The organism is Thermococcus peptonophilus (assembly GCF_001592435.1).
In the GTDB taxonomy this organism is placed as follows: domain Archaea; phylum Methanobacteriota_B; class Thermococci; order Thermococcales; family Thermococcaceae; genus Thermococcus; species Thermococcus peptonophilus.
Genome location: NZ_CP014750.1, coordinates 467802 through 492442, shown reverse-complemented (window position 1 = coordinate 492442; position 24641 = coordinate 467802). Strand labels below are relative to the sequence as shown.

General features: G+C 52.2%; 27 protein-coding genes and 1 tRNA gene. 11 read left to right on the top strand and 17 right to left on the bottom strand.

Features of this window, described 5'->3' with window-relative positions; genetic code table 11:
* Positions 1 to 69: 69 nt before the first annotated feature.
* Genes A0127_RS02535 through A0127_RS02525 form a run of 3 tightly spaced genes read left to right on the top strand, consistent with a single transcriptional unit; the run spans position 70 to position 4045 of the window.
* Positions 70 to 999: an ABC transporter ATP-binding protein gene (locus tag A0127_RS02535; RefSeq protein ID WP_062387572.1), complete on the top strand. Its 930-nt coding sequence runs from the start codon at positions 70 to 72 to the stop codon at positions 997 to 999.
* Entirely contained in the window at positions 996 to 3122 is a 2127-nt protein-coding gene (locus tag A0127_RS02530) for a COG1470 family protein (RefSeq protein ID WP_062387570.1), read from the top strand. Before A0127_RS02535 ends, A0127_RS02530 begins: the two co-directional genes overlap by 4 nt.
* A complete protein-coding gene (locus tag A0127_RS02525; protein WP_231855790.1) occupies positions 3092 to 4045 on the top strand; it encodes an ABC transporter permease in 954 nt (317 codons plus the stop codon). The genes A0127_RS02530 and A0127_RS02525 overlap by 31 nt, the downstream gene beginning before the upstream one ends.
* Positions 4046 to 4102: 57 nt before the next feature.
* On the opposite strand, the gene A0127_RS02520 is transcribed toward A0127_RS02525, so the two are convergent.
* The 6 genes from A0127_RS02520 to A0127_RS02495 form a co-directional block, all read right to left on the bottom strand.
* Positions 4103 to 6985: an intein-containing RctB family protein gene (locus A0127_RS02520; RefSeq protein WP_062387567.1), complete on the bottom strand. Its 2883-nt coding sequence runs from the start codon at positions 6983 to 6985 to the stop codon at positions 4103 to 4105.
* A 62-nt stretch (positions 6986 to 7047) separates the two neighbouring features.
* Complete coding sequence (locus tag A0127_RS02515; protein WP_394347092.1) at positions 7048 to 7506, bottom strand: methyltransferase RsmF C-terminal domain-like protein; 459 nt, start codon at positions 7504 to 7506, stop codon at positions 7048 to 7050.
* Positions 7493 to 8431 carry a tRNA (cytosine(49)-C(5))-methyltransferase gene (locus tag A0127_RS02510; RefSeq protein WP_062387560.1) on the bottom strand — a complete coding sequence of 313 codons (939 nt, stop codon included), beginning with the start codon at positions 8429 to 8431 and terminating at the stop codon, positions 7493 to 7495. Before A0127_RS02510 ends, A0127_RS02515 begins: the two co-directional genes overlap by 14 nt.
* Before the next feature lie 9 nt (positions 8432 to 8440).
* On the bottom strand, positions 8441 to 8869 hold the full coding sequence (locus A0127_RS02505; protein ID WP_062387558.1) for an archease: 429 nt from the start codon (positions 8867 to 8869) through the stop codon (positions 8441 to 8443).
* 1 nt (position 8870) lies between these two features.
* Positions 8871 to 9332, bottom strand: a complete 462-nt coding sequence (locus tag A0127_RS02500) for a type II toxin-antitoxin system VapC family toxin (RefSeq protein ID WP_062387555.1) — start codon at positions 9330 to 9332, stop codon at positions 8871 to 8873.
* Positions 9301 to 9561 carry a ribbon-helix-helix protein, CopG family gene (locus tag A0127_RS02495; RefSeq protein ID WP_062387552.1) on the bottom strand — a complete coding sequence of 87 codons (261 nt, stop codon included), beginning with the start codon at positions 9559 to 9561 and terminating at the stop codon, positions 9301 to 9303. Before A0127_RS02495 ends, A0127_RS02500 begins: the two co-directional genes overlap by 32 nt.
* A gap of 89 nt (positions 9562 to 9650) precedes the next feature.
* Between A0127_RS02495 and panB the strand changes: the two genes are divergently transcribed.
* Both panB and A0127_RS02485 read left to right on the top strand, forming a co-directional pair.
* Complete coding sequence (gene panB, locus A0127_RS02490) at positions 9651 to 10505, top strand: 3-methyl-2-oxobutanoate hydroxymethyltransferase (protein WP_062387548.1); 855 nt, start codon at positions 9651 to 9653, stop codon at positions 10503 to 10505.
* Positions 10505 to 11170: a glycosyltransferase family 2 protein gene (locus tag A0127_RS02485; RefSeq protein ID WP_062387545.1), complete on the top strand. Its 666-nt coding sequence runs from the start codon at positions 10505 to 10507 to the stop codon at positions 11168 to 11170. Before panB ends, A0127_RS02485 begins: the two co-directional genes overlap by 1 nt.
* Positions 11171 to 11736: 566 nt before the next feature.
* Here A0127_RS02485 and A0127_RS02480 read toward each other — a convergent pair.
* The 7 genes from A0127_RS02480 to A0127_RS02450 all read right to left on the bottom strand — a co-directional run bounded on the left by A0127_RS02480 (position 11737) and on the right by A0127_RS02450 (position 16117).
* Positions 11737 to 11813: transfer RNA gene (locus A0127_RS02480), tRNA-Thr, on the bottom strand.
* A gap of 41 nt (positions 11814 to 11854) precedes the next feature.
* Complete coding sequence (locus tag A0127_RS02475) at positions 11855 to 12679, bottom strand: phosphatase PAP2 family protein (RefSeq protein WP_054841217.1); 825 nt, start codon at positions 12677 to 12679, stop codon at positions 11855 to 11857.
* 115 nt (positions 12680 to 12794) lie between these two features.
* Positions 12795 to 13382 (bottom strand): 7-cyano-7-deazaguanine synthase, encoded by a 588-nt coding sequence (locus A0127_RS02470; RefSeq protein ID WP_062387542.1) that lies wholly within the window; start codon positions 13380 to 13382, stop codon positions 12795 to 12797.
* Positions 13383 to 13425: 43 nt separating this feature from the next.
* Positions 13426 to 13974, bottom strand: coding sequence for a DUF998 domain-containing protein (locus A0127_RS02465; RefSeq protein WP_054841215.1), 549 nt, complete (start codon positions 13972 to 13974; stop codon positions 13426 to 13428).
* Positions 13975 to 13983: 9 nt separating this feature from the next.
* A complete protein-coding gene (thiI, locus tag A0127_RS02460; protein WP_062387539.1) occupies positions 13984 to 15129 on the bottom strand; it encodes a tRNA uracil 4-sulfurtransferase ThiI in 1146 nt (381 codons plus the stop codon).
* Between the two features lie 4 nt (positions 15130 to 15133).
* Complete coding sequence (locus A0127_RS02455; protein WP_062387536.1) at positions 15134 to 15454, bottom strand: hypothetical protein; 321 nt, start codon at positions 15452 to 15454, stop codon at positions 15134 to 15136.
* Between the two features lie 54 nt (positions 15455 to 15508).
* A complete protein-coding gene (locus A0127_RS02450; RefSeq protein ID WP_062387533.1) occupies positions 15509 to 16117 on the bottom strand; it encodes a nitroreductase family protein in 609 nt (202 codons plus the stop codon).
* 98 nt (positions 16118 to 16215) lie between these two features.
* Here A0127_RS02450 and A0127_RS02445 point away from each other — a divergent pair, with 98 nt between their 5' ends.
* A complete protein-coding gene (locus A0127_RS02445) occupies positions 16216 to 16929 on the top strand; it encodes a maleate cis-trans isomerase family protein (protein WP_062387530.1) in 714 nt (237 codons plus the stop codon).
* Between the two features lie 86 nt (positions 16930 to 17015).
* Entirely contained in the window at positions 17016 to 18401 is a 1386-nt protein-coding gene (gene pfkC, locus A0127_RS02440; protein ID WP_062387527.1) for an ADP-specific phosphofructokinase, read from the top strand.
* Between the two features lie 99 nt (positions 18402 to 18500).
* Here the strand turns inward: pfkC and A0127_RS02435 are convergent, their stop codons facing one another.
* Complete coding sequence (locus tag A0127_RS02435; protein WP_231855789.1) at positions 18501 to 18947, bottom strand: DUF835 domain-containing protein; 447 nt, start codon at positions 18945 to 18947, stop codon at positions 18501 to 18503.
* 181 nt (positions 18948 to 19128) lie between these two features.
* Entirely contained in the window at positions 19129 to 19857 is a 729-nt protein-coding gene (gene serK / locus A0127_RS02430) for an L-serine kinase SerK (RefSeq protein WP_062387521.1), read from the bottom strand.
* A gap of 155 nt (positions 19858 to 20012) precedes the next feature.
* Here serK and A0127_RS02425 point away from each other — a divergent pair, with 155 nt between their 5' ends.
* Positions 20013 to 21158 (top strand): DUF763 domain-containing protein, encoded by a 1146-nt coding sequence (locus A0127_RS02425; protein WP_062387519.1) that lies wholly within the window; start codon positions 20013 to 20015, stop codon positions 21156 to 21158.
* 207 nt (positions 21159 to 21365) lie between these two features.
* On the opposite strand, the gene A0127_RS02420 is transcribed toward A0127_RS02425, so the two are convergent.
* Together A0127_RS02420 and A0127_RS02415 are read right to left on the bottom strand one after the other, a co-directional pair.
* Positions 21366 to 22502 carry an MFS transporter gene (locus tag A0127_RS02420; protein WP_062387517.1) on the bottom strand — a complete coding sequence of 379 codons (1137 nt, stop codon included), beginning with the start codon at positions 22500 to 22502 and terminating at the stop codon, positions 21366 to 21368.
* A gap of 339 nt (positions 22503 to 22841) precedes the next feature.
* Positions 22842 to 23690, bottom strand: coding sequence for a damage-control phosphatase (locus A0127_RS02415; protein WP_062387514.1), 849 nt, complete (start codon positions 23688 to 23690; stop codon positions 22842 to 22844).
* A gap of 101 nt (positions 23691 to 23791) precedes the next feature.
* Between A0127_RS02415 and A0127_RS10870 the strand changes: the two genes are divergently transcribed.
* The 3 genes from A0127_RS10870 to A0127_RS10860 are packed head-to-tail and all read left to right on the top strand — an operon-like array spanning position 23792 to position 24638.
* On the top strand, positions 23792 to 24295 hold the full coding sequence (locus tag A0127_RS10870; RefSeq protein WP_331710462.1) for a hypothetical protein: 504 nt from the start codon (positions 23792 to 23794) through the stop codon (positions 24293 to 24295).
* Entirely contained in the window at positions 24213 to 24389 is a 177-nt protein-coding gene (locus tag A0127_RS10865; protein WP_331710461.1) for a hypothetical protein, read from the top strand. The genes A0127_RS10870 and A0127_RS10865 overlap by 83 nt, the downstream gene beginning before the upstream one ends.
* Positions 24390 to 24404: 15 nt before the next feature.
* Positions 24405 to 24638 (top strand): hypothetical protein, encoded by a 234-nt coding sequence (locus A0127_RS10860; RefSeq protein WP_331710454.1) that lies wholly within the window; start codon positions 24405 to 24407, stop codon positions 24636 to 24638.
* The last annotated feature ends 3 nt before the right edge of the window (positions 24639 to 24641 follow it).

Here is a 24641-nt window from a genome sequence, read left to right as displayed (position 1 = left end):
AGTTTAAAACCCTGACCCTTAGCTACACTTGGGAGCGGCAAAATTTTTACTATCAATTGGGGTGTTGGCATGTCCTCGCAGGCCATATTGGTTGAGAACCTCACAAAATCATATGGCAGGTTCAAGGCTGTGGACGGACTCACATTCGAAGTTAAAGAGGGCGAAATTTTTGGATTTCTGGGGCCAAACGGGGCTGGAAAAACTACTACAATACTCAGCATGCTCGGAATCATCATCCCTGACGGTGGAAGGATAGAGATACTCGGAATGGACATGTCGAGAGCGCCCATAAAAATCAAGGAGCGCATTGGTTACCTCCCTGAAAACGCAACGATCTACGGTGAACTTACCGCGTGGAAGAACCTGGAGTTCTTCGCCAACTTCTACAGACTGGGAAGCTCTGAGAAGGAAAAGCGAATAACAGAGCTCCTCAAACGGGTTGGCCTCTGGGATGTCCGCTACCGGAAGGCCAAGACATTCTCAAAGGGCATGAAGCAGCGCCTCCTCCTGGCCCAGGCTCTCATCAACGATCCGGAGCTGTTGATACTCGACGAGCCGACGAGCGGACTCGACCCAGAGGGGGCACATTTGGTTAAGGAAATAATCAGGGAAGCAAGAGCTGATGGAAAGACTGTCTTCTTCTCAAGTCACATTCTCAGCGAGGTCGAGGAGCTGAGCGACCGCGTCGGCATAATCGTTCGCGGAAGACTCAAAGCAGTTGGCCCGATAGGAGAAATAAAGCGCCAGTTCATGGAGCTCGAGGGCTACGAGATAAAGGTGGAAACTAAGGAGCCGATACCAGATGTTCGGCATGAGGCAATCACCAGGGTTGAGCGTCTTGCCCCAAACAGACTCATCATTTTCGCCCGCTCGGACATAAGGGAGTGGCTCTCCCAGTACCTCACCTCGAGGGGAGTCACCATCCTAAGCCTTGAAGTTGAGGAGCCCAGCCTTGAGGACGTTTTCATGAAAACGATCTACGGGAGGGATGAAGAGTGAGGAAAGCCTTTCTCCTTTTGCTGTCCGTGCTCCTCCTTTTGCCCCTGGCCAGTGCCCAGCCATATGTGACCGTCTTTGAAGGGCGCATTACCCCAGAACACGGGATAGCCGTGGGCGACTACACTGTCACGGTGCTTAAATCAGCGGTGGGGACCCCGTATCTCATGCTGAAGAAAGGAACTGAAATTCTTGAACTCGTGCCCTTTGACTTCGGTCACGAAATAGAGCGCGATGGCATCCGAGTGGTTATGGGAAGCTACACCCCACAGGGAGGTTTTGTGGTGGTCTCCGTTAAGCCAAAGTTAGTCGCTTCCCTTAAACCGAAGGTGGGGGAGAGAGTCTCGTTCAACGGCACAACGGTCGAAGTTACCACAGTTGGCGCTGAAACCGTTGATGTTTCAGTAAACGGAGTTGTCAAAACGCTTGAAGTCAACAGAAGCGCCGTGGTTGATCTAGTGGCACTCGAATACGATAGAAAGGCGATCAGGGTTTACGTTGCTGAGCCTGCCTCGGAGATCGTGAACCCGGACTACGCGGTCTTCTATCCATATCGCGAGGTCAGAGCCTCTGGACCTGTCGACTTGCCGATCACAATTACAAGCTCCAGCGACGTTGAGCTGAACCTGAAGCTCGGAATCCTCTCCCTGCCCTCTGGCTGGAAGGCGAGCTTCATCTACGGGGGCATTGAAGTAGGTGAAATATCGGTTCCACCGAAGGGAACGGTCAGCTTGACCCTTCACATTGAGCCGACTGGAAGCGGCGTGGTGAAGTTCGCCGTCGGGGACTTCACAGGTAGCCTGGAAGTTGAGAGTGCTGGAATCGAAGTTTCAATTCCCTACCTAAGCTTGGAGGCGGAAGCGGGAACCAGCCTGAGCGTGCCTGTCGCATTCAAAGGGGCGGGAAGGGTTGAGTTCACACCTGAAAGCATTCCGCAGGGATGGAGTGTGTATCTAACTGACGGTAAGTACAGGCTGAGGAGCTTCGAGATTGATGGGAGCTTCACCGCGGAGCTTGTGGTGGAGATACCGAGAAACGCGACCCTTGGAGACCACAGGATAGAGTTCGAGGTTAACGGGCAGAGCTATGCTCTGAACGTTTACGTGTACAAGACGTACCTCGGAGAGCCTGCGAAGCTCACTGTAATCCTCACTGATGAGAGCGGAAACCCAATTCAAGGCTGGGTTTCGGTCGGCGGTGAGAACGTTACAGTCTCCCCTGCAGGGTCCGCAACCTTCGAGCTTAAGCCCGGGGAATACACCGTGCTGGCCGGTGCTGAGGGCTGTTCCCAAGTCAAGGAGGACGTTAGGCTCTCCGATGGGGAAGAGAGGACCCTGACAATAAAGCTCAGGCGCGCGGAGTACTATTTTAGGGTGTCCCTGGAGAGGGATGCCCTGACCATAACATCCGGAAGCGGAGAGAGCGTTGCAATAACAGTTGAGAATCTTGGCTCCAGGGACGACGATTACAGGGTCGCAGTTGAAGGGCTTCCAGAGGGCTGGAGCTACATCCTCAGCCAGGATTCTAAGGGTGCCGTTCCGATAGCGAGCATTAAAGTCCCGAGCGGAGAAAGCGGAAGCGCCTATCTGGTTATCATTCCGCCATTCAACGCGGAGTCGGGAGACTTCAACGCCACGGTGGTCGTTTCAGGCTCGAAGTCCAAGGTGGAACTCCCCCTTAAAATCCATATTGAGAATCCTGCATCCCTCCGAGTAAACGTAGACAACCCAACCCTAACGGTTAGGGCGGGTGGAAGCACCGCCACTACACTCTGGCTGGATGCGATGGGAACAGTTACCAACGTTAAGTTCACTGTACAGGCTCCGAGCGGCTGGGACGTTGAAGTTGTCCCCTCGACGATTCCCCGCGTTGGGATGGAAGACAAAGACGGTGTTTACTGGTCCACAGGGCCAGCCCAGGCTGAACTCAGAATCCGCGTTCCAAAATCAGCTCCCGCCGGGACGTACACCATAACCGTAACGGCCGCGGGTGATCAGGCAAAGGCAGAGACCGTGGTGACTGTCAGAGTTACTCAAGGTGCAGGCAGCACCTGGCTCGGCGTCCTCCTCCTGATGGCGGCGTTCGGCGTGGTAATATGGCTTATGAGGAGGGTAGGCAGGAGATGAACCCTGTATGGAATCTGGCGCTTAAGGAACTCTACGTCTCGGTGAAGAGCAAGAGGTTTGTGGTTATCTTTGGTCTTTACTTCATTATTTTCGGACTGGCAGTCTATGCCATCAAGGACTACCTCGTGCAGATGGGTGTTCCAAGCGTTGAATCCAATGAGCTTAGCCTCTGGGGGGTCAGTGCTGAAATCTATACCACACCCCTCGCAATACTTTTCACGGTCAACATGATGATAATAACAGTTCTTGGGGCTGTTCTAGGTGCAGCACTCGGAGCGGACGCGATAAACAGGGAAGTGGAAAGTGGTACAGTGAGGGTACTGCTCGGACACCCAGTTTACCGCGATGAGATCATAAACGGCAAGTTCCTCGGCATGGGTTTGCTGATAGCCGTGACGTACTTAGTCTCCTACCTCATCATGGTGGCTGCAATGCTCCTCCTCGGAATCCCTCTTGACGGTGAATCACTTTTTAGGGGCTTCTTGGCGATTCTGGTGACAATGCTCTACACACTGGTCTTCTTATCCTTTGGAATCCTCCTCTCAACGCTCTCGAAGAAGCCGGAGACCTCAATGCTCGCCGGAGTTGGGCTTGCGATATTTCTGACGGTGTTCTACGGCATAGTGGTCGGCATAGTCGCTCCAAAGCTCGTTGGCCCTGAGCCGCCAATAGGCACAAGTGCCTATCAAATATGGGCCGATGACCTCCGCGTCTGGATGAACAGGCTTCACTCCATAAACCCCGCTCACCACTACGTACAGCTCGTCAGCTATATCTTTGCCGGCGACAGGTTCTTTAACTATTACATCCCACTGAGTGACTCCTTCACATACGGCTTCAACAACCTTGCCGCTCTGCTTGTAATGCTTCTCCTACCCTTTGCCCTAGCCTATGCCAGATTCCTTACAAGCGATCTGAACTGATTTTTTCTTGTTTTGATGGAGAGAGATGTGAAAGAGCAGAAGAGTAGAAAAGTGAAATCATCCCTTGGCCACTCCCATCGGCCTCATTCTCGCCACGAGGTTTGCTATTCCTGCCTCGTGGACGACCTGGACAACGTTGTCCACGCTCTTGTAGGCACCAGGAGCTTCCTCTGCAACGACGCGGAGGGAGGCGGCTCTCACGTAGATACCCTTCTGGAGGAGCTCGTTCCTGAGCCTGTCGCCGCGGTACTGCCTGGTTGCGGCCTTCCTGCTTAACAGCCTTCCTGCTCCGTGGCATGTACTTCCAAAGGTCTCCTTCATTGAACCTTCCGCTCCAGCGAGGACGTAGCTTGCGGTACCCATTGAGCCTGGGATTAGGACAGGCTGACCGACGGCGCGGTAGGCTTTAGGAACGTCCGGGTGGCCAGATGGGAATGCTCTCGTTGCGCCCTTCCTGTGAACGACGACCTTTACTTTTCTCCCGTCAACTTCATGCTCCTCAAGCTTTGCTATGTTGTGGGCGACATCATAGACGATCTCCATCTCCATGTCTTCCGCTTTCCTCTTGAAGACTTCCTCAAAGCTCTCCCTGACCCAGTGGGTTATCATCTGCCTGTTTGCCCAGGCGAAGTTGGCGGCGGCCTTCATCGCGCTGAAATACCTCTGCCCCTCTTCGCTCTGGAAGGGAACGCTCACCAGCTCCCTGTCCGGCCACGGGATTCCATACTTCCTGTTAGCCCTCTCCATGACTCTCAGGTAGTCGCTCGCAACCTGGTGGCCAAGTCCCCTGCTTCCCGTGTGCACCATCACGACGACCTGCCCCTCGAAGAGGCCGTATGCCTTTGCTATCCTCTCATCGTACACCTTGTCAACGTACTGAACCTCGAGGAAGTGGTTTCCAGAGCCAAGGGAACCGAGCTGTGGTGCACCCCTCTGCTTCGCCTTCTGGCTGACGGCATCGGGATCTGCCCCATCCATCCTTCCACCCTCTTCGAGGTGCTCTAAATCTCTCTCCCAGCCGTAGCCGTTCTCAACCGCCCACTTGGCGCCGTCGGCGAGGACATCGTCGAGCTGGGTCCAGTGGAGCCTCACACGGCCCTTGCTTCCAAGTCCGCTCGGAACGTTCTTGAAGAGGGTGTCAACGAGCTCTTTGATCTTCGGTCTTACATCGTCTTTGGTAAGGTTGGTTCTGATGAGCCTGACGCCGCAGTTGTGGACAACGACGCCGTTTGCTATGAAGTTGTGGGCCTCGTGGTAGACGCCGATGTCATAGAACCTGTCGTATTCAGGTGTAACGCGCTCAACTCTAACGACCTTTTCAGCGACGAAACCCCCTTCGTAGCCTTTCTCCCTGGCGAACTCCTCGAAGGTTGGAAAGTCCTTTGGAACCCTCGGCTCTCTATCTCCTTCGTATATCGTCCTCTCAACGAAGCGCCTGTTCACGGTATCCTTAACCTTGAGATATGCAAGCTCCACGCTTCCCGTCTCCGCATAGACCCGCTTGATGGTGTCCATCGCTCGCTTTCTCTCTTCTTTCACGCGCTCCTTGAACTTGAGGTAGGCGTAAGCTATCAGACCTTTCTCCTTCTTCTCGAGGTCGTACTCGTAGTTGATCTTGCCCAGGAAGTTCCTGATGCTTTCTTCCCCGACGAGGGCCAGGCGGTAGGTAACGCCCTTCTTCGACTTTACCTTGTAAACGGTGCTCTTGATTCCAAACTCTTCGAGGAGCCTGGCCACGTCGTTCATGAACTCCAGCAGGCTCTTTTCGAACTCTTCCTCTCTGGACTGTGTCAGGTTTATCGGGAGTGGTGTCACTCCTTTGAACTCCACAATGCTCCCGTCAGCGGCGAATAGCCCAGCCAGGAAGTTCCTCTTCACCCAGAGCGGGGCTTCCATTATCCACTCAGGGACGCGGTAGCTCTTATTCGTCTTGTCTCCACGCGGCATTCCGAGCTTCTCAAGCAGGAGGGCAAAGCTTCTGGATGCCACCCTTAGTTCTGCCGAGAGGCTCTTGCCACTGTAGCGTCCGCTCACGGTCTCTATCTCATAGTCCCTCTCGCGGACGTAGAGGGTGGCGCTGATGCCGAGCCCTTCAAGGTCTTTCTTGAGTTCCCTCAGCGTTTCCTCCTTTCCATAGAAGCTGAGGGTAAGCCTTCCGCTCATCTCGCCGAGGTGTCCGTCTCCCAGGGCAAAGCCAAGTATCCTCGCAATGGTTCCAATCTTCGGGTCGTCCCAGCGGAGAGGAATGAGGTTCTTCTCGCGGAGGAACTTTATTACCTGCGGGTCTTCGTCTTCGAAGGCGCTTTCATCGAGCAGAATACCCCTCCTCTCCTCGTAGGGGACGCCATCGAAGGGGTATACCAGAACATAATCTCCCTCTTGGACGTTCTTAAGGTATATGTAGCCTTCTGGGGTTAGAACTGGGTGATCCTCACTTCCCTCCACAACTGTTCCGCCCTCGGTAACTATCCTGACGGCCTTCTCGCCCTCTTCAACTTCCCTCTCGGCCACGAAGGCGACCCTTGAGAAGTCGTTGTGCCCTTCCTCAGTATTGTATACTCTGAGTCCCTGGAGCTTGAACTTCTGGGGCATCTCCTCAACGTTCAGCCAGTATCCGTGCTCCGTGAGGACTTTGGTGCCAGGAGCAAGGCAGTTAATGTCGTATCCCACACCTCCGGGGCTTATTACGCCCTCCTTTGCGTCAAAGGCGGCCACTCCACCAATTGGGAAGCCGTAGCCCTGGTGTCCGTCCGGCATTACGATGGAGTACTTGTAGATGCCCGGGAGCATGGCGACGTTCGCTGCCTGCTCAAGCGTCCTGTCCTGCCTCATCTTTTCGATGAGCTGGTCATCAGCGTAGACCCTTCCCGGTACTCTCATTCTCTTGTCGAACTTTGGTATCTCCCAGCGGATCTTGTCTATCCTCTTCAGCGGCACCATTTCTCTCACCCCACCCCTTAGGTCTCCCTAAAGTTATTTTAAGGTTTCGAGGAACAAAACCGTTACTCCATTCTCAGCCTCCTCTCCTTCGGAACGTAGTTTAGGAGCCTTCCGTCTTTAGCCTTCGCTGAACCGAGGTAGTAGGAACGCCACTTCAGGATGAACCAGCCGTAGAGGTTTTTATTGACCTCGATACTCTCGCCGGCCAAATACCTTCTCGCCCGTTCGTCGTCCAGTTCTATGACGTTCTTCGTTGCCTTTGGCCCGACAAGAAAGCTCCCTTCGATGGTCAGCCTTATCCCGTCGCTCTCTATCCTCCCGAAGTAGAGCCAGCCGTCGTTCCTTCCGACGTCGAGCGGACAAGGCTTTCTCGCGTAGACCTTCTGGTGGTTGCCCCTGATTATGTATATCAGCTCTGGAGCGTAGCCGTAGTTTTCAATGAGGAGCCTCTTGACGAGCTCCGCGTCGCTTGTCTTTCCTATATTATTCCTTGGGTTCACCCTTCCCTCACTCACCGCCATCACCCGGCTTGACTATCTTTGCTATGAAGAACGCCTCGGTGTCGTTGTCGTTAGGGTGGATTCTGAGGGCCTTTTTCAGCTCCTCCGAGTACTCCTTTCCCTCCCATTCGAGTACCGGCTCGCTGGTCTTGACTGGAAGGTCTATCCTCTCAAGCCTCGCGTCCGTCTTCCTGAGGAGATAATCCACGACCTCCTCGTTTTCGAGTGGGTCTATCGTGCAGGTTGAGTACACCATAACTCCGCCGGGCTTTAAGGCCCTATAACCTGCCAGAATGAGCCTCTTCTGGATGTTCATGTACTTGACCACGGCTTTTTCACGCCACTCCCTAAGGAAGCGCCAGCTCTTCCTTATCATCCCAACTGATGAGCAGGGTGCATCGAGGAGAACCTTGTCGAAGGTATTCTCAAAGCGGGCAAAGCTCCCTCCGTCTCTCGTCGTCACCCTGGCTATTAAGACGCCCATCCTGTTGAGGTTCGCCATCAGGATGTTTGCTCTGTCCCTGTTTGGGTCGTTTGCTATTATGCACCCCTCGTTCTGCATGTACTGGGCAATCTGCCCGGTTTTTGACCCCGGCGCCGCCGCCATGTCCAGGACAAGCTCTCCCGGCTTTGGGTCGAGAACAACCGGTGGTATCATTGAACTGGCCTCCTGGCCGAAGATGAGGCCGAGGCCGTGCTCTGGAACCTTCGCAAGGTTGTCCACGTTTATGAAGAAGCCCTCGCGAACCCACGGAATCGGCTCAAGCTCAAACTCCTCCCTAAGCCTCTCAACAATAACTTCGAGTGGTGCCTTTAGAGTGTTCACCCGGATGCTCTGCCTGAGCGGCCTTATCAGGAACTCCCAGAACTCGTCGCTGTCCTCTAGCCTGGAGTACCTCTTATAAAAGGCTGGATTCGCCTCCTTAACAACGTCCCTCGCGCTCATCTCAACACCTCACAGGTCCGGAACGAACTGAGCCATCCATCTTCCGTCCGGGAGCCTCTCAATCTTCATGTCATGGTAAGTTATTGCCTTGACTTCCTCTTTCGGCCCGTGCTTCTCCGGATCGAGCGGCTCACCGCAGGCCTTGGCCTTGAGTTTGTAGCCGTTCTCAGTCTTCTCTATCCCAACCTTAACGTCCCCGAAAACCAGACCCTCCATGTCGTGGAGAACCAAAAGCTCCTCGAGGAAGCTGTAGAGGAGTGCCTCTAGATCTTCCTCTTCAACTTCAACTTCCCTACACTCTCTCGGCTCAACTTCCCTGACGTCCACCATAACGTCGAAGAGACCGAGTGCAACGGCCTCGAATGCCTCCTCCAGTGTTGAGCCGTAACCGCGAACGCCTATATCGGCAGTGTGCTCGTAGTGCTCCCACTCCCGCACTTTATTCACCCCCAAGGAGTTTTGAGTTCAGACCCTCGTTTAGGGCTGCACTGTGGAGCCTCTTGTCTGCGGTATAAAATTCTGAAGCATTAACGCGCTTTGCAGAGACTATCTGGAGGGCGTCTGCCTGGTAGATGTGGTACTTCTCGACTAGCTTCCATGCATCAGCCAAAAGGAGGGAGTGAACGGGCACTATCTCAAGGACTCCCAGCCGGGTAAAGCGCTTCACTTCTGCCAGGAAAGCAGTCTTGAGGAACTGGTATTCCTCGGGATCAAGAGTGCTGCGTCTGAGCCTTTTGTCAAAGATGCCGAGAACCTCACCAATGTTCCAGAAGCTGAAGGTGAGTTTCACTTCCCCCCTGTAAGCTGATTTGAATATATCCACCACAATCTCGCTGTACTCCTCGTTTAGGTACCTCTTCAGGATGGCGCTACTGTCCAAGTAGACTTTTCTCCCTCTCATCCCGCATCTCCCTCACGAGCTTTCCGCTGTCCTCTTTTGGAACGTCTAGAGGTTCGAACCACAGGGGGATTTTTGAATCATCGATATCCTTGAGCACCTCGTTTATGAGGTAGTTCATGAGGGCCTCCTCAAGGAGCTTGCTCACCTCGCTGTTCTCCCTCTGGGCGAGCTCCTTAAACTCCCTCCACAGCTCCTCATCTATGTACACGCTCGTTTTGACTTTACCCATAGTCCCACCTGTCAGTATTTACCTACGTCGGTATATAAACCCATCGAAACCGTTAATTAGGCCGCCGTCGAAAGGGTAGGGGTGGTGACATGAGGGAGATAACGCCGAAGAAGATAATCGAGATGAAGGGGAAGGAAAAGATTGCGATGGTGACGGCTTACGATTATCCCTCCGCTCTTCTCGCCGACAAGGCGGGAATGGATATAGTCTTCGTCGGAGACTCGGTCGGGATGGTCATCTACGGTGAACCAAACACTCTCAACGTCAGCATGGAGCAGATGGTTTTCCACACGCGGGCAGTTGCGAGGGCCGTTAAGAGGGCACTCGTTTTAGCGGACATGCCCTTTGGGAGCTATGAGGCCAGCGTCGAGGAGGGTGTCAAAAACGCTGTTAGGCTCATTCAGGCGGGTGCTGATGCTGTAAAGATAGAGGGCGGCTACGACCACAAAAAGCTTGTCAAAAAGCTCGTCCGTATAGGAATTCCCGTCATGGGCCACACAGGGCTTACCCCTCAGCGCTACCTCCGCCTCGGCGGCTACAGGCTGATGGGCGAGACCGAGGAAGAAATCGAGGAAATCCTGCGAGATGCCAAGGCCCTTGAAAAGGCAGGCGCTTTTGCCGTTGTCCTTGAGTTCACGCTGGCGGATGTTGCAAAGCTCGTCACGGAGGAGGTTTCTATCCCAACCATCGGCATAGGCTCTGGCCCGTGGGTCGACGGCCAGGTTCTCGTCTGGCACGACCTCCTGGGCATCTACGAGAATGTCCCACCCTTCGTCAAGAAGTACGCGGATTTGGCAAGTATAATCCAGCTCGCCCTCGAAAACTACCGCGAGGAGGTTAAGGAGGGAAAGTTCCCGGCCAGGGAGCACTACTGGGAGTTCCTCGACAAGGACGACTTCGAGAGGAAGAAGAGGAAGGCCCTTGAACGCCTGGAGGACGAGTAATGCTCGGTGGCATGAGAATAAGCGTGGTAATCCCAGCATATAATGAGGAGAGGCGGCTCCCGAAAGTCCTTGAGAGGGTTCCTGAGTTCGTTGACGAGATTATTGTCGTTGATGACGGCTCGTCTGACGGCACTTATCCTTCTGCTATTTCCTTTTCTGAAAAAGATCCAAGGGTTAAGGTCTTCAGGCTTGAGCAGAACTGCGGTAAGGGCTGTGCTATGAGGGAAGGAATAAAGCACGTCGCCGGAGACATCGTGGTCTTCATGGACGCCGACGGCCAGCATCTTCCGGAGGAGATTGAAAAGCTTGTGAAGCATGTAGTTGAGGGCAGGGCAGACCTCGTAATCGGTGCAAGGAAGGTCGAAGTGCAGGGAAGGAGGCCGCTCCACAGGAGACTGAGTAACATAATAACGACAAGGCTCATCAGGCTGAAGATTGGAACTTACGTCTACGACACCCAGAGCGGCTTTAGAGCGTATAGGCGGGAGTTCCTTCCCGAGATAGAGAGCGACCGCTACGAGGTAGAAACCGAGATGTTGATAAAAGCTGCAAAAATGGGGGCGAAAATAGCAGAGGTTCCTGTCAGTATGGTATACGGAGTACAGACTGGACATTTTAAAATGGAAGATGTATTCCGGTTTTTGAAAGTCCTCTTTAGCTGGTGATGGTACTTTTTGAAACTTTTCAAATTGGGCTTATTACACATTTTATTGTCAGCTACAGGCTTATCAGATTCCTTTAACCTTTTAAAAATTCTGTAAGGTTTTAAATTAATTAAACTCCAAGGTTTATAAAGGGTTTTTGTTATATCTACAATAAGGGTTGCATAATGCTCAACATGTCAATAGGTGCAAGAGGGTACAAGCGGCTTGTTGCAGTGGTGCTCTCAGGAGCAGTGCTTGTCTGGGTGTTTGCAGTGGCTTTCCCAACTAACTTTTAATTCAATCAGCGAATCTGCTGTTCTTGAAGAGGGTGGAACATACAACTTTCTGGGTCTGAAACAACTGTTGCTGAAATTCATGCCGATGCTCCAGTGAGTGTCTGCATAACTGACGTTGGGGCTACCCCTTCTTAGATACTGGCAGGGAATCACTTTGATACTATTATCCTGAAGGAGTAACGGACGGGAAAATAGTCTGGCAATAGCCCAGTAAAGGAGAGTTTTATCTAACACTACTTGGTGGCGATAGAGGGCAGAAGGGAATAAAAGGGTTGCCTTCTGGCAATATAATGGAGCCGGGACCGGGATTTGAACCCGGGACCTGCGGATTACGAGTCCGCCGCCCTGCCGAGCTAGGCTACCCCGGCACGTTTAAAAATGGGGGAAGAGCGATTTATAAGTTTTTTCCTCACGGCTGGCTCAGTAGCGCCCTGAGCAGTAGTATCCACTTCTGAGGATCTAGGGCAAACAACAGCAAAAAGGCAGCCAGCAAAAAATTCAGTATGGTAACGGCGCTCAAGGATTTAATCTCCAGCTGGTATAGGGTTTCTGGTATTTTTGCGATCCATCCATTGGTCAGCGATGAAATCGCCCACGCAAGGAGAAACCCTGTCAAGACATCGTATATCCAGTGGTGAATTAAGAACACTGTTGCAAAGGGAATTAGTGTGTTGATGGCTAAAAGTGCCTTCCCTCCAAGCCTTTTCCGGTATTTCCATATGGTGATTATGTGAATAGCCGCGAATGTGTTGTGAAGCGAGGGCAGTACAAACTCCTGTCGTGTAAAGAGGCTGTCGGTGTCATATCCCGGAATGTTGTAAACGTAGTGTGGGGCGTAAATATGGAACATCAAATAGATTGCTCCTGCCACGGCGTAGGCAATGAAGTATCTAGCGAGCAGTTCATCTGATGTTTGGAAATCTTTGAGGTAGATAAGGACATAGAGAACCATAAACGCTATAGACCCAGCGAATCCAAGGTAGTAAACTGCGTTTAGGAGATGATACACGGGTGGAATGCTTTTCGTTGTGTTTAATACAGCCAGAACGAAATCACGGGAGGTGAAAGGGAGCTTTAGAAATTGCTCTGTTACGTCAATACTCCACCGTCCGATGTATATATATAGGATACTGAAAAACATCCATCCAAAGTAACTCAGAAGAAATGCATTTAGACGCACGAGAATGTCTTTGGTGACTCTCGACTTGACGCCCTCGTATAGTTGTTCTCTCACTTCTCATCACCAAGAGTTAATGATTTAATTTCTGTTGGTACCTTCATCTGGCTCTTCGAGGCGAACTTATAAAATTTATTCTGCCGGTACTCGGCCATTAACAGGTGGGGGCAACCTAAATAGAAAGCATGTCAATCTCTTTCAAGATTTTCGAAAACTCCGAGGGAGATGCTCTTATAACTGGATACCTGGGAGTAAATGGGCATGGGGGTTCTTCCCTTGAGCTGATATCAAACGTTCCTATTTCCTTTGCTATTCTAACGATATCCTCCTTATCAAACCCTATGAGCGGCCTTAGGATTGGTATGTCGCTGGCAGTGCTCACAACCATCAGGTTGTCGAGGGTCTGGGAAGCGACCTGTCCGAGGGAATCGCCCGTTATTATTGCGTTCGCTCCGATTTCATGGCCGATCCTGCAGGCTTTCCTCAGCATCAGCCACTTGCACAGAACGCAGGTGTATCGGATTTTTCCGAGTTCTTCCAGCTTTTCAAAGGCTGGAACGTGCTCTTCCGAGAAGTTCACGATGATTGGGTCGTTAAGCTTCCCGTAGCGCTTGAGAACCTCGACTATCTCTGAGACCTTTTCCTCCTTGATGGAGTCCTGTCTGAAGTGAATGGGAGTCATCTCCACTCCCTTTTTCAGCATCAGGTAAATGGCCACAGGTGAATCAATGCCCGAACTGAGCAGGGCAACGGCCCTCATAGTCTATCCTCTTTGGAGACCCATTTAAGGCTCTTTCCAGAACCTAAAGTTTGAAACCTTTGAGAAGTAAGAGGCCGATGTAAACGAACCATGCCATTATAGTGGTGGCACCAACAAGTTCAGGGATTGCAAGTCCCTTGAAAACCCGCGTTAGATAGAGCATCGCAAAGAAAGTTGCAACTGCCAGGATGCTCCACAGGTAGCCGAACTTCACTCCGGAGCGCCCTAGTTTGATGCCGATTATCGCTATATCGGTCAGCGCCAGGATGTAGAAGAGAACCGCCGATGGTGCGTGGAGGGCCTTTTCTTCGGGAAAGACTCCAACAAGGAACAGAAAAACCGCCGCCGCTGGCATTAGGTAGCTGAGCCCGTTTCTGAATGCCGCTATTGCTGGAATCAGTGTTATCAGCGCATAAACCATCAGGAAGCCGTTGAACCACCAGCGAGCGGGATTTTTAAGGGAACCCATGTCGCTGAGGGCGTTGTCAGTGAAGGAGAACCAGGGGTTGTGGTGGATCACTATTGAAAGCCCAACGGTGAAAATGAAGGGAAGGGCTAGCGCGATGTAGCCGCCGAGCCTTGTCATGTTCATACTATCACCTCAGCACTCCCTCTTCTCCGGGTCTTCTCCGAATATCGCCCTGTAAATCTTTCTGAACTCCTCCCACGAGCCTCTTATCACAGGGTGCTTGGGGATGAACGGTATCTCGTCCTCAGGGAGGGTCGAAAGCTCGAACGTGCCTATCTTCTTCGCTATGTTGACTATCTCCTCCTTGTCGAGGCCTATGAGCGGACGGTAGATCGGCAGGTCGCTCGCCTGGCTGACGATGTACATATTCTCAAGTGTCTGGCTTGCCACCTGCCCGAGCGAGTCGCCCATGACTATTCCCTTCGCACCAAACTCCTTCGCTATCCTGTCCGCGTGCTTAACCATCATGAACTTGCACAGGACGCAGGTGTACTTCTCCTTTCCGAGCTCCTTGATTTTCTTCAGCATCTCCTCTCTGTTCTGCGGCTTTACGACGATGAGCTCGGCCTTTCCGCCGTAGTGGTACTTCTTGAGCTGGTTCCATATTTTGCGCACCTTTTCAAGGGTCTTCTCGCCCATGTATATGTGAACCGGGATGACCTCAACGCCACGCTTCATCATCAGGAACGCTGCAACTGGCGAGTCTATGCCGCCGCTGAGCAGTGCAACGACCCTGCCCTGCGTCCCTATCGGGAGTCCTCCCCAGGCCCTGATTTTGTCAACGAAGATGTAGGCCTTCCTCTCCATCAGCTCAACGCCGACCTCGATGTCGTATTCGTGCAGATTGACTTCACTCTCCTCGTTTTCGAGGATGTACTCCCCTACCTTGGCCTGGATTTCGGGACTCTTCAGCGGGAACTCTTTAGTTATCCTCCTCGCGGTGACCCTAAACTTCGGTTTTTCAAGGTTGAGCTCCCTCTTTTTCTTCCTGAAGAGCTTGAGGGAGGTCTTGTTGATCTTCTCAAGCTCAGCATCGACTTCCATTGCAGGTGAAAGCGACACTATTCCAAAGACCCTAGTGAGGACTTCGACAGCTTCTTTGGCCCTGTTGGTTCTTACGAGGACTCTGCCGTGCTTTGCCTCCACTTTCTTGAAGTCGACCTCCTCGCTCACGAGAGCCTCCCTGATGTTGTTCATGAGTATGTTCTCAAACCACCTTCTGGTCTGCCTTGACTTCGTCCCAATCTCGCCGTACCTCACGATTACCACGTTGAACATGACCTCACCCCACTGGAGCCTTTATCACTATCTCAACGTACTTCTGGATGACCTCGTAGAGGACCAGGCCGAGTATGTAAGATGAGAGCAGTATCAGCTCGTTCATCTCGAATATATGCCGGGCAAGTTCCCTTGCCTTGGGAGTGGCGTTCACGATCATCTGCATGTATTTTCTCTTCATTTTTTGATTGATCAGGATAAAGCCCACGAGAATCAGCACGCCGGCTAACCCCCACATCCTCCCAAAACCGAGCATCAGGAAGAGTGTCGACGTCATTGTTAGCCAGCCGCCCACGAGGCCAAGGGCTATGACGAACTCTATCATCCTTTCACCTGAACACATAGAGGAAAAGGGAATAAAAAAGTTTGTGGAGCTCTTTCATAACACTCTCATAACCTCATCCAAGTTCTTCTTCCTCTTCCGGGGTTTCACATCATCCCTCGGCCTTCCAACGGGGATGACTCCCACAAGGTAGTAGTTCTCATCCAGACCGGCAAGCTCTCTGACTTTCTCCTCAATCTCCCTGAAGTTTGTCACGCCGATGTACACCGTCCCGAGGCCGAGCTCCACCGCCTTAAGCATAAGGTTTTGGATGGCCATCGCCGCGCTCTCCACGCTCCAGATGAACTCGACCTCGTCAAACTCCCGCCCCTTAAGGAAGCGAATCCCCCTATCGATAAAGACGGCGATGTAGACTGGTGCCCGGTACATTCCCTCTTCATAGATTCTCTTCCTGAGCTTCTCAATTTTCTCCTCCGGCAGGTTCACGGCACGATAGTACTCTACCATGCCCTCCCCGATTAGGTCGTAGATTTTCTTCCGCGCTTTCTCACTCTTGAATACGGCGAAGAGCCAGTTCTCAAGCCCGCTGGCTGTGGGTGCCCTTATAGCGGCCTCTATGAGCGCCCTTATCTCATCGTCGCTGACGGGTTCCTCCGAGAAATACCTCACGGACGCGCGTTTCATAATAGCTTCGTCAAGCTCCATTGTCGTCCCCCCCAAGGAGAGATGGGTGAGGGGCTTATCAAAATTTTTAGAACCAAAGGTTTAATAGCCCCTTTTCAAACTCCTTTAAGGTGAAAGACATGTACGGATGGCGCGGAAGGCTCGGCCTTATAGTTCCATCTTCAAACACGACGATGGAGATGGAGCTTCACAATTACCTGCCCGAGGGCGTTTCACTTCACACATCGAGGATGCCCCTGAGGAACGTTACGGAAGAGGAGCTCGTCAAGATGAGCTCCCTCGCCGTGGAGAGTGCGAAGCTGTTGAGGGATGCCGACGTTGAACTCATCTTATACGGGTGCACGAGCGGCTCCTTCATTGGCGGAAAGGACTACGAGAAGGAGCTCGAGGCGAAGATAGAGGACGAGGTTAAAGTCCCGGTCATAAGCACGAGCACCGCCGTTATTGAGGCCCTCAAAATCCTCGATGCTCAGTCAATACTCGTCATAACTCCCTACACCGACGAGATAAATCAGCGAGAAAAGGAGTTCCTTGAGGCCAACGAGTTCGAGGTTCTGGACATCAGGGGCCTCGGCATAGGGGACAACCTAAAAATCGGCAGGCTCGAGCCCTACGAGGCCTACCTCCTGGCTAAAGCGAGCTTCATAGACGAAGCTGATGCAATCTTCATCAGCTGCACCAACTGGAGAACCTTCGAAATAATTGAGGCCCTTGAGGAAGACCTCGGTGTCCCGGTCGTTACGAGCAACCAGGCATCCCTATGGCTCGCTCTGAGAGAGATGGACATCATGGAGAAGATTCCGGAGCTTGGAAGGCTTTTTACAGAGTACTGAGCTTTCCTCTTCTCCTGCAACCTCTTCCGAAATCCTTTTAAGACAGGTCACCATTTCAACATCGTTAGTCACTGAGGGTGATACACATGGTCAGGGAGCTCCTTGATAAGGCAAGGGAACTTTCGATGTTCACAGCATACAACACGAACGTTGACGCGATAGTCTACCTTAACGGCAAGACCGTTCAGAGGCTGATAGACGAGTTCGGCGCCGAGGCCGTGAAGAGAAGGATGGAGGAGTATCCGAGGGAGATAAACGAACCCCTGGACTTCGTTGCGAGGCTCGTCCACGCCCTTAAGACGGGGAAACCAATGGCAGTGCCCCTTGTAAACGAGGAGCTCCAGGCATGGTTTGATTCTCACTTCAAGTACGACGTTGAGAGGATGGGCGGTCAGGCAGGAATAATAGCCAACCTCCTTGCAAACCTCGACTTCAGGGAGGTTCTCGTATACACTCCCCACCTGGCCAAGAGGCAAGCTGAGATGTTCGTTAAGAAGCCGAACCTCTTCTACCCTGTTGTCGAGAACGGGAAGCTGGTTCTCAAGCACCCCTGGGAGGCCTACCGCGAGAACGACCCGGTTAAGGTAAACAGGATTTTTGAGTTCAGGGCAGGGACGACTTTCAGGCTCGGGAACGAGACGATAACAGTTCCCTTCTCGGGTAGGTTCATCGTTTCGGCCCGCTTCGAGAGCATAAGGATATACACCGAGCCCGAGCTGAAGTCCTTCCTCCCCGAGATCGGCCAGCGCGTTGACGGCGCGATCCTGTCGGGGTATCAGGGCATAAAGCTCCGCTATTCGGAGGGGAAGGACGCCAACTACTACCTCAGGGAGGCTAAAAAGGACATACTCCTGCTCAAGCGCGAGAAGGACGTCAAGGTTCACCTTGAGTTCGCCTCAATTCAAAACCGCGAGCTGAGAAAGAAGGTGATATACAACCTTTTCCCACTCGTGGACAGCGTTGGAATGGACGAGGCGGAGATAGCATACGTTCTCAGCGCTTTGGGCTACGACAAGCTCGCGGAGAGGATATTTACCTACAACCGCATTGAGGACACGGTCCTCGGAGGAAAGATACTCATCGATGAGATGAACCTAGAGCTCCTCCAGATACACACGATATACTACATCATGTACATCGCCCACGCCGACAACCCGCTGAGCGAGGCGGAGCTCAGGCAGAGCCTCGAACTGGCAACAACTCTTGCTGCTTCGAGGGCTTCCCTTGGGGACATAACGTCCCCAGATCAGATAAGCGTTGGAATGAACGTTCCGTACAACGAGCGCGGTGAATACGTAAAGCTCCGCTTTGAGGAGGCAAAAAGGAGGCTGAGGACAAAGGAGTACAAGCTCGTCATCATTCCGACGAGGCTCGTCCAGAACCCCGTCTCAACCGTCGGCCTCGGAGACACGATATCAACGGGAGCGTTCACGAGCTACCTGGCGATGCTGAAGGATAACGGGGAGCTTTGATTTTCCCTTGTTCATAGTTATTTGTTTTGCCCTCCCAACTATGGAAATGGAGAATTAGATTACGGGGAACACCGGGAATACAAAATTCACGATATCTTTTTAAGTTTCCAGCCTACGGAGAAGGGACATTTGCTTGAGATCCCATGCCATTGGATCCGTTACTAGATAAACCCTGCCGCCGGTTAGTATCGCGTAGTCCCTAACGATGTGTAGAAACTTTATAAAGCTCTCAAAACCGTTGTAGATTGCAAGGTATTCTGGACATGCTATGACAATGGGCACGTTGGGGTTGGCTTTCAGGTGCTCAACTATTCCCTCAAGGATTCTGTGCAGTTCCCTTGGTCCAAAATAGCCTTTAACCGAGCTGACGGGTATTAGTCTCCATCTTCCTGGAACTTCTGTGCCGGCCCTGCCTATTACCACGGCCCTCTTTTCGGGGATATCCCTGATTAATTGGACTATCTTAAAATGGTGCTTTTCTTTAGAGGAAGGCGTGCTATCGTTTGAGGGCCCTGCCCTCGGCTTAAACACATTTAACATACCCATCCCCTATCGTAGTGTTTGCGGCGAGGCTTTAAATCCCTTTTTTGTAAGTACCTGTGTAGGTGTCCCTCAGACAAGACCGATGTCGTCACCGTTCGGCCGGTTGATCCGTCATCATCGGGTGGCATATACCTAAGGGGTGTAGGTTTATATACTTTCTGTTAATAAGTGGAAGAAAGAGACATCAGAACAGCTCTTCGAGCTTCACGTCGATCTTGTCTGGGTTGAACGGTAGCACGTGTCTCGTGGTCTTTGGGGAGTAGACCTCGCCGCGCTTGACGAGCTCCATGACTTCCTCCTTGCTCGGAGCCTTCCTGATGAAGACGTAGTCTATCTCACCCTTGGCCATGTCCTCTCTCGCATCCTCCTTGAGGCCGTAGTAGATGAGCTCTATCCTGCCCTCGACGCTCATCTCGTCGAGAACCTTGCTGACCTTCTTCTGCTCGTTGAGACCTCCGGGGATGGCGAAGCTCTTCTCGCCGACGAGGGCGAAGGCTATCTCTCCCCTCTCGGCCTTCTCCTCAGCCTCCGGATCCTCGATGACCTCAAGGCCTTCCTCCTTGAGCCTCTCAATCACCTCGTTGAGGTCGCCCTTGAATGCCGGATACCAGGTGTAGACCTTCACGTCGTCGCTGAAGTAGTCGAGAATAACAGACGGGGCCTTTTTGGCGCCGAGCTTCTGGAGGCCGGCCCAGCGGTGGTGACCATCGACGATGAGGTACATATCCTCGCCAGGAACCTTGGCGAGGAGCATCGGCTTCCAGAATATTCCGGAGCCGGTTACGCTCTCGATAAACGCTTCAAGCTCCTTCTGTACGAGCTGCTCGTGAGGCTTCATCTTGTCGAGTTCGATAAAAACGTAGTCAACCTTCTTCGTGGGTATGTCGTATTTCGGGACTTTCTCAACTCCCATTCCTGACCCTCCGTAACCTTAAACCTGCAGACGGGAATCGAAACGAAGGGATAAAAGGCTTTCCATCAAGGACATGGTGAAATTAAATGCCATTGAAGAACATTTTCGTCCGTCTTAGCAAAGGTTAAAACACTGGACACGCAAAAGCAGATGTGATGAGGAACGTCGCGGATTTGCCCCTTCACGGCGGACATGTTCCACAATGGCTTGCACAGAGAATGAGGAAGCTCACCCAGTTAGTTCTCAGGCTCGCCGTTGAAGAGTACGGCACAAGGGGGCTCCTTGAGAGGCTCTCCGACCCGGTGTGGTTCCAGGCCTTCAACAACGTCATAGGCATGGACTGGGACTCTTCTGGCTCCACGACCGTAACCGCCGGTATGATAAAGGACGCCCTCTGGAGGGAGGAGCTTGGCGTGAAAGCGGCCGGCGGGAAGGGAAAGAGGAGTAGGGCAACGCCGGAGGAGCTAAAGGCTATCTCCAAACTCTACGACCTCGACCCCGAACCCTACATAAGAACTTCAAGGCTCGTTGCGAAGGTTGATACGGTGGCGCTTCAGACGGGCTACCAGCTTTACCACCACGTCTTCTTCCTGGACGAGGAGGGAAACTGGGCGGTCATCCAGCAGGGTATGAACGAGAGGGAGAGAATGGCGAGGCGCTTTCACTGGTTCGATGCTGAGACTTTCATCCTCGATCCACATAAGGCAATCGCCGGTCTGCAGAGGGAGTTCGCACTCAACACGGTCACAAAGGAGGCGAAAGAGTATCAGAAGACGCTCCTCGACGTTGTCCAAGAGAGGCCAGAGAAGATAGAGTGGGAGCTCGAAAGTCTAAAAGCGATAGCGAGGGGCTACCGTTCACTCGTTTATTACAAGCCGAGAGAACCGTGGGAGAGGGACGTGATAAAGCGCTATGAAAGCCTTGGAAGGCTTGAGCTCAACAAGAAGGCACTGGAATTCGCCAAAGAGATGAGCGTTAACAACTACGAAGAGTTCCTGCTTTTGAAGGGCCTCGGGCCGAGCACGCTCAGGGCTCTCTCCCTTGTTCTTGAGCTGGTCTACGATGTGCACCCGAGCTGGAAGGACCCGGTGACTCACCCTCCCGACCCGTTCAAGTTCACCTATGCAGTGGGAGGGAAGGACAGGGTGCCCTTCCCGATAGACAAACCTGCCTACGACGAGCTTATTTCCTTCCTTGAGGAGCTCGTGTCAAAGCATCCCCAAGAAAAGGCCCTCGTGAGGAACGTAACAAAAATAACGAAGAACTGGAAGTTCCCTGAATGGGAGAAGAGGGCCACGTGAGGACTTCTAGGTAGCCATAATGATGATAAAGGGACGTCTTTAAGTCTTTACCTTTTGTTCGCTTGGATTGATCTTGTTATATGCGCTCATACCCTTGCGGGTCGTAGAGAAGACTCCTGTTCTTTAATAGTGCTTTCAACGGTGGAAAAGTTTAGAATCATGTTTTGGCTGGCTCCCCCTCCTCTGGGGGAGTGTAAGAGGTTCTGGTCAGTTGGACAATTCCCTTTCAAAGGTCAACTGAAAAACACCGTACAACGCCCCCACGAAGACTGATATGATAATAAGCCCATGCATTATTCCAATGCGGTCGAATAGGAATCCAACGAAGACGTTCAAGACTCCACTGGTTATTGCCGCCGTTAGAGAGTACAAGGATCCAAGAGTCGCCCTCTTCTCGTGTGGGATGGCCGTGTGGAACCGGGCCTGCCACTCCTTGAAGCTCTGAGTAAAAACGAACGTGCCAAGGATCATCGTGAGAAAGCCAAACCACGCACTTAAGCCGGCGAGAAATAGGAGGAATGTTAACACAGCGACGGCTTTATTGTAGATCACTTTCCTGTATTTTCCGGCATCTATGTACCACGAAGCGCTGTTGAGGATAGTTTGGAGGGCCATAATCATTGAAACCCCCATAATGGAGGGTAGAAAACCGTAGAAGTAAAGTTGCATGAAAGACGTAAACGCAGCAAACGAGAGCCCGATGAGGTTTGCATATGCAATAAGCCAAGCGACCGCGGGAGAATCCCGTATGAACCTTATGCTCTCGGAAAGGTGAAGGGTGTAGGGAGCCTCGCTTTTCACAGTGTCCGCTGGAATCGTGGCTGTAATTATAAGGGATATTAGAAAGAACGGCGCGCTCATCAGTACGGCAAACCTCATGCCAAAGGCGTCCGCGAGTATGCCTCCTGCAATCATCCCGATAAAACCACCTGCCATCTCAAAAGCCCTGAGTCTTCCGTATACCTTCGGGTATTCCTCAGCCCTGTCGTCCCTGCTGAGTAATTCATAAATCCAGGCCGTTTCTGCACCGGTTCTGAGGGTCGTGGCTAGCGCGGCGATTATCATAGAAATGAGAACTACCTGGAAAGAGCTTGCTAAGTACAGAACCAGCGAGTAGAGAAGGGATAGAGCCTCGGAGAGCAGAACGCTTAGTTTCTTTGAGACCTCGTCGGCAACCACGCCCGTTGGCACCTCAAGAAGAGCAACCAAAATTAAGGACAGGCCCATCAGGAAGCCTATCTGGGCCTTTGAGAGACCCATATCCTGGAGGTAAACCAGAAAGAAACCTAAATAAAAGGCTATACGGAGGAACCCTGAGATGTAAAAGCGTTTAATGTAGTCCATGATTCCCCCCTTGTTTTGGTGTCTTTGTATCGTTAAGCCTCTTTTTCCTTTTTTTCACGGATTTAAAGATTTAAGATTTTTGATAGATACCTTGGAGGATTCCAGGGCGGAGGATTACAGAGAGGATGAGCCTCCACTCCGGTCAACCTCGCCAGTCCACGGCGAGACCATGGACGAAGTAGAGCACGCTCATGGCCAACGCTGAAACCATCGAGTAATTTCATGTTCCAGGTACTTCCCAGACATTAAGTATCCCGAAGTGAAATATGGGAGTCAATAATGGAAAAGGTGAGGCAGGAAGAAAAAAGCTCCTCCGCCCTTGAAAGTTTGTTTAGCTTATCAACCCTGTATACACACCAAACTCCCCTGTGCCACACCCAGCTCCCTCGCTATTGGCCTGCACTTTGCCTTAAGGAGATAGAAGACCCTCTCGTCCTTTATCTCGCTCAGGGTTTCAAAGTTGCCCTGGCCCTTCGCTATTATTACGTCAGCACTTTCGAAGATGGCCCTGAACTCTTCTGAAACTCTATCGAGCGGAACTCCAACGATTCTCGTGCCCGTTGAAATGACATTCCCAAGTTCCTTAAAGCCAGCCTTCTTCAGGTCTCCAACTGTTGCGTCGTTTATTATCGGCTCCTCCTTGCCAGCTATGTAGACTTCAAGGTGCGGAAAGGCTTCTTTAAGCTTTTTCAGGAACAGCCTGTCGAAGTAAATCTCACCGCAGTTGTCAGTGAGGTAGAGGAGGCTCTTTGCGTTCCTGAGGGCTTCAAAAAGCTCCTCCGATTGGTCAATGTAAAGCTTTTCATTGAGCATCGCTCTAACGTCTTCTCCAATCCTCTCAGGGGAGTAGCCGACGGCAAAGTCTATCATGTTTCCTATGATGGCGAGCTTTAGGGCCGTTTTGAGGTCTATTTTCTCCTTTTCGAGATCGCTCACGACCCTCTCCGCGAGCCTGTTGGAGAGCTCCTTGTACTCCCTGAAGGGATCATCGTTACCTATAACCATGTAAACCCCGAGGAAGACCTCACTCCCGAAGATTGCCGGAACGGAGTCTCCACTGATGTTCGCCATCAGCTTGGCTGCCTCGATGACGCCTTTCTTCCTCAGTTCTAGGTCACCGGTTCCCATCTCGACTATCCTCTGACACTGGTTGGCGGCGCAGGCAAAGCACTCGTAGTGAATTTTCATATTTACCACCAAGCACCTCTGTGAAACGGGCAATTAAAGGGATTTCGGGTCGGCCAGGTTTTTAAGGACTAACGCAAACATCCGAGTGATGAGGGAGGAGTTTGAAAAAGCGAAGAGGGCAATGCACCTACTACTTCTCGGTTCTTGAAGGAAGGGAGGAGCCAAACTTCTTTCACGCAAAGCGTGTTGAGGTGGAGTTCAGTGGGAGGGAAACTCTCGAAGAACTGTTGGAACTCCATAATGAAGGACTGGATAGGCTTAGGGAGAACGACTTCACGGAGAAACCTGAAAAGAACCCCCTCGGCCTGAAGGCAGAGATAGCCAAGAGGACGCTTGAGGCGTGTGAGCTGTGCGAGTTTAAGTGCAGGGTGAACCGCTTTGAGAGCCCCGGCTACTGCAGGGTTAGAGAGAGCCTCGTGACGAGCAACTTCCTGCACTTGGGGGAGGAACCGGAGCTTGTACTCTCTTATACCACTTTTTTCCGGCTGCAACTTCAGGTGCGTCTTCTGCCAGAACTGGGACATAAGCCAGTTCCGGGTTGGAGTTCGGCTCAGCCCGAAGGAAATGGCCGCGGGGATAAGCTTGGTGTGCCCTCACGGCGCTAAGAACGTGAATTTTGTTGGTGGTGAGCCGACCCCAAACCTGCCCTTCATCCGTCAGAGTTTGAAGTACGTTGAAGTCCCAATCCCAATCGTGTAGAACTCCAACATATACATGAGCGAGCTCTCGATGGAGCTCCTCGATGGCGTTGTTGGCATTTATCTCGGGGGCTTCAGGTGGGGTAGTGACGAGTGCGCCCTGAAGTACTCGAAAGTTCTCTGCCACCGGGAGGTTGTTACGCGAAACTTCCTGCTGGCAAAGGGCCACTACCGCGCTGACTTCCTTATACGCCACCTCGTGATGCCGGGTCATCTCGAATGTTGCACCGAGCCGTTCTGGAGTGGATAGGCG

Bases quoted from the DNA above. Each gene is read 5' to 3' on its own strand.
- A0127_RS02525 (WP_231855790.1), top strand. From the start codon at position 3,092: ATGGCTTATGAGGAGGGTAGGCAGGAGATGAACCCTGTATGGAATCTG.
- thiI (WP_062387539.1), bottom strand. From the start codon at position 15,129: ATGTTCAACGTGGTAATCGTGAGGTACGGCGAGATTGGGACGAAGTCA.
- A0127_RS02450 (WP_062387533.1), bottom strand. From the start codon at position 16,117: ATGGAGCTTGACGAAGCTATTATGAAACGCGCGTCCGTGAGGTATTTC.
- A0127_RS02515 (WP_394347092.1), bottom strand. From the start codon at position 7,506: ATGGCGGTGAGTGAGGGAAGGGTGAACCCAAGGAATAATATAGGAAAG.
- A0127_RS02435 (WP_231855789.1), bottom strand. From the start codon at position 18,947: ATGGGTATGTTAAATGTGTTTAAGCCGAGGGCAGGGCCCTCAAACGAT.
- A0127_RS02415 (WP_062387514.1), bottom strand. From the start codon at position 23,690: ATGAAAATTCACTACGAGTGCTTTGCCTGCGCCGCCAACCAGTGTCAG.
- panB (WP_062387548.1), top strand. From the start codon at position 9,651: ATGAGGGAGATAACGCCGAAGAAGATAATCGAGATGAAGGGGAAGGAA.
- serK (WP_062387521.1), bottom strand. From the start codon at position 19,857: ATGGGAGTTGAGAAAGTCCCGAAATACGACATACCCACGAAGAAGGTT.
- A0127_RS02465 (WP_054841215.1), bottom strand. From the start codon at position 13,974: ATGAACATGACAAGGCTCGGCGGCTACATCGCGCTAGCCCTTCCCTTC.
- A0127_RS02485 (WP_062387545.1), top strand. From the start codon at position 10,505: ATGCTCGGTGGCATGAGAATAAGCGTGGTAATCCCAGCATATAATGAG.
- A0127_RS02445 (WP_062387530.1), top strand. From the start codon at position 16,216: ATGTACGGATGGCGCGGAAGGCTCGGCCTTATAGTTCCATCTTCAAAC.
- A0127_RS02510 (WP_062387560.1), bottom strand. From the start codon at position 8,431: ATGAGCGCGAGGGACGTTGTTAAGGAGGCGAATCCAGCCTTTTATAAG.
- pfkC (WP_062387527.1), top strand. From the start codon at position 17,016: ATGGTCAGGGAGCTCCTTGATAAGGCAAGGGAACTTTCGATGTTCACA.
- A0127_RS02520 (WP_062387567.1), bottom strand. From the start codon at position 6,985: ATGGTGCCGCTGAAGAGGATAGACAAGATCCGCTGGGAGATACCAAAG.
- A0127_RS02535 (WP_062387572.1), top strand. From the start codon at position 70: ATGTCCTCGCAGGCCATATTGGTTGAGAACCTCACAAAATCATATGGC.
- A0127_RS02500 (WP_062387555.1), bottom strand. From the start codon at position 9,332: ATGAGAGGGAGAAAAGTCTACTTGGACAGTAGCGCCATCCTGAAGAGG.
- A0127_RS02420 (WP_062387517.1), bottom strand. From the start codon at position 22,502: ATGGACTACATTAAACGCTTTTACATCTCAGGGTTCCTCCGTATAGCC.
- A0127_RS02470 (WP_062387542.1), bottom strand. From the start codon at position 13,382: ATGAGGGCCGTTGCCCTGCTCAGTTCGGGCATTGATTCACCTGTGGCC.
- A0127_RS02425 (WP_062387519.1), top strand. From the start codon at position 20,013: ATGAGGAACGTCGCGGATTTGCCCCTTCACGGCGGACATGTTCCACAA.
- A0127_RS02495 (WP_062387552.1), bottom strand. From the start codon at position 9,561: ATGGGTAAAGTCAAAACGAGCGTGTACATAGATGAGGAGCTGTGGAGG.
- A0127_RS02455 (WP_062387536.1), bottom strand. From the start codon at position 15,454: ATGATAGAGTTCGTCATAGCCCTTGGCCTCGTGGGCGGCTGGCTAACA.
- A0127_RS10860 (WP_331710454.1), top strand. From the start codon at position 24,405: ATGAGCGAGCTCTCGATGGAGCTCCTCGATGGCGTTGTTGGCATTTAT.